Origin of the sequence: Wolbachia endosymbiont of Drosophila bicornuta, assembly GCF_028982105.1 — a bacterium.
GTDB lineage: Bacteria > Pseudomonadota > Alphaproteobacteria > Rickettsiales > Anaplasmataceae > Wolbachia > Wolbachia pipientis.
The window spans coordinates 1-905 of record NZ_JAPQLF010000043.1; the positions used below are offsets into that span (position 1 = coordinate 1).

General features: G+C 46.3%; 2 rRNA genes. Both read left to right on the forward strand.

Going from position 1 to position 905, the window contains the following annotated elements:
• Positions 1–197, forward strand: a 16S ribosomal RNA gene (locus tag OZD68_RS00620); the annotation flags it as partial.
• A gap of 216 nt (positions 198–413) precedes the next feature.
• Positions 414–905 (forward strand): 23S ribosomal RNA (locus OZD68_RS00625); the annotation flags it as partial.

Below are 905 nucleotides of genomic sequence, written 5' to 3' on the forward strand. Positions count from 1 at the left end.
AGTAATCGCGGATCAGCATGCCGCGGTGAATACGTTCCCGGGCCTTGTACACACCGCCCGTCACACCATGAGAGTTTGTAACACCCAAAGCCGGTGAGATAACCTTCGGGAGTCAGCCGTCTAAGGTGGGACAGATGATTAGGGTGAAGTCGTAACAAGGTAGCCGTAGGAGAACCTGCGGCTGGATCACCTCCTTTCTAAGGAATATACGGAGGCTACACATACTTGTTGAAACAATGTTCAGTTTTGAGGGGCTTACCTCTCTAAACTTGTTCTTTGAAAACTAGATATTATCAATTATTTTCCTTTAATTATTAAGATAATTAAACCGAGAAACAACTGCGTATTTTTGAGTTTTTTAATTAGTTTATCGCTAATACTCAATTAATTTGACGATCACGAAGTGACCGTTAGGTTAAGTTATGAAGGGCGCATGGTGGATGCCTTGGTACTAGGAGCCGATGAAGGACGGGACTAACACCGATATGCTTCGGGGAGCTGTACGTAAGCTTTGATCCGGAGATTTCCGAATGGGGAAACCCAATCATCTTTACCGATGATTACAACTTGATGAATACATAGTCAAGTTGAGGCAGACGTGGGGAACTGAAACATCTAAGTACCCACAGGAAGAGAAAGAAAAATCGATTCCCTAAGTAGCGGCGAGCGAACGGGGAACAGCCCAAACCAGGAAGCTTGCTTTCTGGGGTTGTAGGACTGAACATTTGAGTTACCAAAGTTGATGATAACCGAAGAGTCTGGGAAGGCTCGGCATAGAGGGTGATACCCCCGTAGGTGAAATCGTCAACCCTCAGTTCAGGATCCTGAGTACGGCCACACACGTGAAACGTGGTCGGAATCCGGGAGGACCATCTCCCAAGGCTAAATACTCCCTAGTGACCGAT